The sequence below is a fragment of the Bacillus fungorum genome, from assembly GCF_002746455.1.
GTDB lineage: Bacteria > Bacillota > Bacilli > Bacillales > Bacillaceae_G > Bacillus_A > Bacillus_A fungorum.
Window position 1 is genome coordinate 1 of the sequence record NZ_NWUW01000075.1, and the last position, 4,623, is coordinate 4,623.

3 protein-coding genes and 1 pseudogene are annotated in these 4,623 nt (G+C 33.4%); 1 reads left to right on the forward strand and 3 read right to left on the reverse strand.

Features of this window, described 5'->3' with window-relative positions; all coding sequences use genetic code 11:
- Window positions 1-174 precede the first annotated feature (174 nt).
- From nhaC to CO726_RS30340, 3 genes and pseudogenes are all read right to left on the reverse strand, one after another.
- Window positions 175-1,578 carry a Na+/H+ antiporter NhaC gene (nhaC, locus tag CO726_RS30330; RefSeq protein WP_099686764.1) on the reverse strand — a complete coding sequence of 468 codons (1,404 nt, stop codon included), beginning with the start codon at window positions 1,576-1,578 and terminating at the stop codon, window positions 175-177.
- Between the two features lie 331 nt (window positions 1,579-1,909).
- Window positions 1,910-2,569 (reverse strand): class I SAM-dependent methyltransferase, encoded by a 660-nt coding sequence (locus CO726_RS30335; protein ID WP_098760402.1) that lies wholly within the window; start codon window positions 2,567-2,569, stop codon window positions 1,910-1,912.
- A gap of 170 nt (window positions 2,570-2,739) precedes the next feature.
- Window positions 2,740-3,042, reverse strand: a pseudogene (locus tag CO726_RS30340) (permease); the annotation flags it as partial.
- Window positions 3,043-3,296: 254 nt separating this feature from the next.
- Here CO726_RS30340 and CO726_RS30350 point away from each other — a divergent pair.
- Window positions 3,297-4,484 carry a GTP-binding protein gene (locus CO726_RS30350; protein ID WP_099686765.1) on the forward strand — a complete coding sequence of 396 codons (1,188 nt, stop codon included), beginning with the start codon at window positions 3,297-3,299 and terminating at the stop codon, window positions 4,482-4,484.
- Window positions 4,485-4,623 lie beyond the last annotated feature (139 nt).

Here is a 4,623-nt window from a genome sequence, read left to right on the forward strand (position 1 = left end):
GACCAAACTTCTCTCGCTAAAGAAAGTTGGCCTATATTTAACTTACCAAATTACAGATGAAATAGAAAGTGAAAATGTCACCTTTTAGGTGACATTTTCATTGACAAAATCTTTTTTCAACAACGTGAAAATAAAAAATCACCTTCTACATATTGTAGAAGGTGATTTTTTATTTTATGATGCTTGCTTTCCTTTATCTGCATCATCTACATACCAAATGAATTTTCCTGTATATCCGTAAATAACTGCTAAAATTAATGATACGAAGCTTAACCACATAAACGGAACGTATGAGAACGTTGCTACACCTAAAATACCAGCCATAAAAATACCATTATCAGACCATGGAACCATACCTGAAGTTAACGTTCCGCCTACTTCTGAGTTACGCGCTAATACACGTCGGTCTATTTTTAATTTATCATAGCTATCTTCCATAATTTTTGGTGTTAAAATTAGTGATACATACATCGCACAACCAAATATATTAGCTAAGAATGCCACGATTAATGTAGACAATGTTACATTACCTGCAGAATTTAGTTTCTTCTCGAATTTTGATACGATTACTTTTAAAACACCTAGTTTTTCAAGTAATCCACCAAATCCTAAACCGAAAATAATAACGGCTACTGATCCAAGCATACCATTAATTCCACCACGGTTTAATAACTTGTCAACAAACTCAACACCAGATTGAATTGAGAATCCGTTATACGCTGTTCCAATCGCATCTCCAAAATTCATTCCTTGGAAAAGAGTTGCCCAAATTGCACCAATTAATGCTCCCATTGCAATTGTTGGCATAGACGGTCTCTTCATTGCTAATAGAACAATAACAATAACCGCTGGAACAAGCATCCATATTTTAATATCAAATTGCTTTAATAAAGCTTCTTTTAAAAACTCTACTCGACCCAAATCTACATTATCGCCGCCATACATCCAACCAGCTACAGTAAACATAATACTAGTAATAATATAAGCCGGAACATCTAATACGAGCATAGCTCGAACGTGAGCAATAACATCTACTTTCGCCATAGAAGCTGCAAGAACTGTACTATCAGAAAGTGGTGATAATTTGTCGCCGAAATAAGCTCCTGAAAGAACTGCACCAGCAACAAGTGGAAGTGGTAAGCCAAGTCCTTCACCAATCGCCATCATAGCAATACCTGCTGTTCCTACTGTTCCCCAAGATGTTCCTGTTGCGATAGAAGTTATTGAACAGATAATTAATGTTGCTAATAGGAATATGCTAGGGTGAATAAATTCTAATCCATAATAGATTAATGTTGGTACTACGCCACCAGCAATCCATGTTCCAATTAAAGCACCTACTGCAACTAAAATCAGTATTGCTTCTAATCCGTTAGAAATCCCTTTCGTAATTGCATCTTGCAATTCTTGATAACGAAATCCTAATCTTAATCCAAGCGCAATTACTAAAAACCATGAAATAAATAGCGCTAATTGAATTGGGAGATCAAAAATCGTTTGGAAGGAAAAGACAACAGCAAGAAATAGTAATAAAAGAACTATGATTTCTAGCATCGATGGTAATCTTACGCTTTTCATTTTTTTCTCTCCTTACAAGTCGATAACATGACGTATGTCGTCTTACATGTATGTAATATACAATTAGCAAAGACAAAACAAAATTTTCATATTATTTCGATTTATTTTTCCAGTATAATATATGGACACCTTTTCTATTGTAAAAGTAGAAGTTACTTTTCGCAATGGAAAATATAAAAAAGGTTACATTTTTATTTAGATAGAACAATTCAAGAATAACTTTTTTAATATTTGCCACAATAAGATTTTTTACTATTATCCTCACCTTTTAAGGACTACCATTTTTATCCACAAAAAAGCACACATCATTATAATGATGCATGCTCCATTTTTATTTATACATATTTTGTATTTCTTCTTTATTTTTAAGTATTTCAACAAACTTATCGCTACAACCTTTCGGAAATAACACTCCGAGTCCATATGAATGCTCAAACTGAAAATGAGGGTGCTTCGCTTTAACCTCATCCCACAACTTATACACACCGAAATCGTCACGTTTAACTTCAATATCATGAAATAATATAATACCATTTTCCGCAACTTTAGGTAGCCACGTTTTATAATCGTGAGAAACAGCGTCATACGTATGATAGCCATCAATATGCAAAAGATTTATTGTTTCATCTTGAAACTGATCCAGGGCCTCATCAAAAGTAGAGCGAATTAAATTTCCTATATTAAGGTAGTTATCGCTCACCACTTTTTCTACTATTTGAAAAACCCCTTCTCCATATGGACCTGTATGCAGATCTCCTGCCCAAGTATCTACCGCAAAACATTTTGTAGCTAGCCCACCATCTTTTACCCCCTGACAAAAACTAAAAAAGGAAGCACCTAAATGTGTGCCTAACTCAACTAAAATTTCTGGCTTTTCAAATCGTACTAAATCATATGCAAAATTTAAATGTCCACTCCACGCAGATTGCGCCCGAATAATATGACTATAATTTTCAAATTCAAATGTTGGTTTATGAGTAACCCAGCTCATCACATTTCTCCTTCAACACATATTTTTAACAAACCAAATTACTCTTATCTTTATTTTTTTATCATTGTAATTATGATTTTATTTCATAAAAATATGAAGAATTAACTTTTTCTTATTTCGGTAAAGCATCGTATACATATGGATCTGTAGGCCTATTGATTTTCTCTACTTTACTTACTAATTCCAATCAAAAAGAATACAAATCTCTTTTGAAAATATGCAAATAGCATTAATGTATTTTTCATATCAAGCATAGGTCCAAACACAAGAAATGCGAGAAGTGCTTTTACAGAAAAAACATGTCCAAAAGATGCCGCTATAAATGCATCGGCTGCTGAGCAAATTGATAAAACATAACCCAATCCCATCATAATAATTGGCGAAATTATTTCATTATACCCCACTGTATCAAGTACGTTTCGATCAAAAAACGTTTGAAATACGCTCGCAAAAAAAGCACCAATCAACAAATAATAGAAAAAGAAAAATAGCGATAAGAGCTATTCCTATTAATTCTTTTGAAACTCTATTAAAGACCAACATTATCCCCCCACTTTATTCATATTAAATCGTATACTTGTCCAAATGTCCTACACTACTACAGCACAAATTTTATAGTCTATTTCTATTCTTAAATCGTAATTATTATGATTTATTGTTGATTTTTTCTTTTCTATCGCTTAATATAAAACGTAATCATTACGATTTAAAAGGGAGAGATTATTTCATGAAAAAAGTACCTATCACTGTATTGAGTGGATTTTTAGGGTCTGGAAAAACTACCTTACTACATCACATTTTGACTAATAAGAACAACTTAAAAGTAGCTGTTATCGTTAATGATATGAGCGAAATAAACATTGATGCGTCGCTTATAAAAAAAGGTGGGCTCTCACGTACGGAGGAAAAACTAGTAGAAATTCAAAATGGCTGTATTTGTTGTACACTACGAGAGGATTTAATGATAGAAGTAAATCGGCTTGTTGAAAACGGTGATATTGACTATATTGTTATTGAATCTTCTGGTATAAGTGAGCCTATCCCAGTTGCTCAAACATTCACTTATACTGACGAAGTACTTAACATCGATTTAACGAAAAAATGTCACCTCGATACATTGGTTACAGTTGTAGATGCAAATAGATTTTGGGATGATTTTGCAGATGGTGAAAGTTTATTAGACCGTAAGCAGGCTATCGATGAAAATGATACTCGGGAAGTTATTGATTTACTAATAGACCAAATTGAGTTTGCGAATATCATTCTTCTGAATAAAATTGATTTACTAGAAAAAGAAGATTGGATAGAACTTCATCATTTACTAAAAAAATTAAATCCCGGTGCAAAAATTATTGAATCTTCATTTAGCAAAGTACCATTGCAAGAAATATTAAACACAAATTTATTTAATTATGAAGAAGCCAGTCAATCAGCCGGCTGGATGCAAGAATTAAATAATGAACATCATACACCGGAAACGGAAGAATACGGTATCAATTCCTTTGTGTACCGTCGTAAATATCCTTTCCATCCTGAGCGCTTTATGAATTGGCTAGAAAAATGGCCTTTAGATGTTGTAAGAGCGAAAGGCTTTTTCTGGCTCGCATCTCGTAATAATATGATAGGACTTCTATCTCAAGCAGGTTCCTCTATTACAATTCAAGGAGCCGGCGAATGGATAGCGGCATTACCCGAAAATGAAAGAAAACAAATTATTACAGAAGAACCTGCAGTATTGAAAAACTGGGATGAGCGCTACGGAGATCGAATAACTGAGCTCGTATTTATCGGGATTGACATGAATCGTTCTTTAATTGAAGAATCATTAGATAGTTGTCTATTATCAGAAAAAGAAATGAAACAAGATTGGGGGATATTTGTTGATCCTATTCCAGCTTTTACTTACACTTCATAATTAACAAAAAAAGGAGTTGTCCCAAAAGCTCCTTTAAATGACTAAAAGCCACAGAGAAAATTTATTTTCTTCGTGGCTTTTGTTATTTTTTCGATTTTCTTCCTCAAACGAGCGGTTCTTTTCCGCTTGTTTGAGGAAG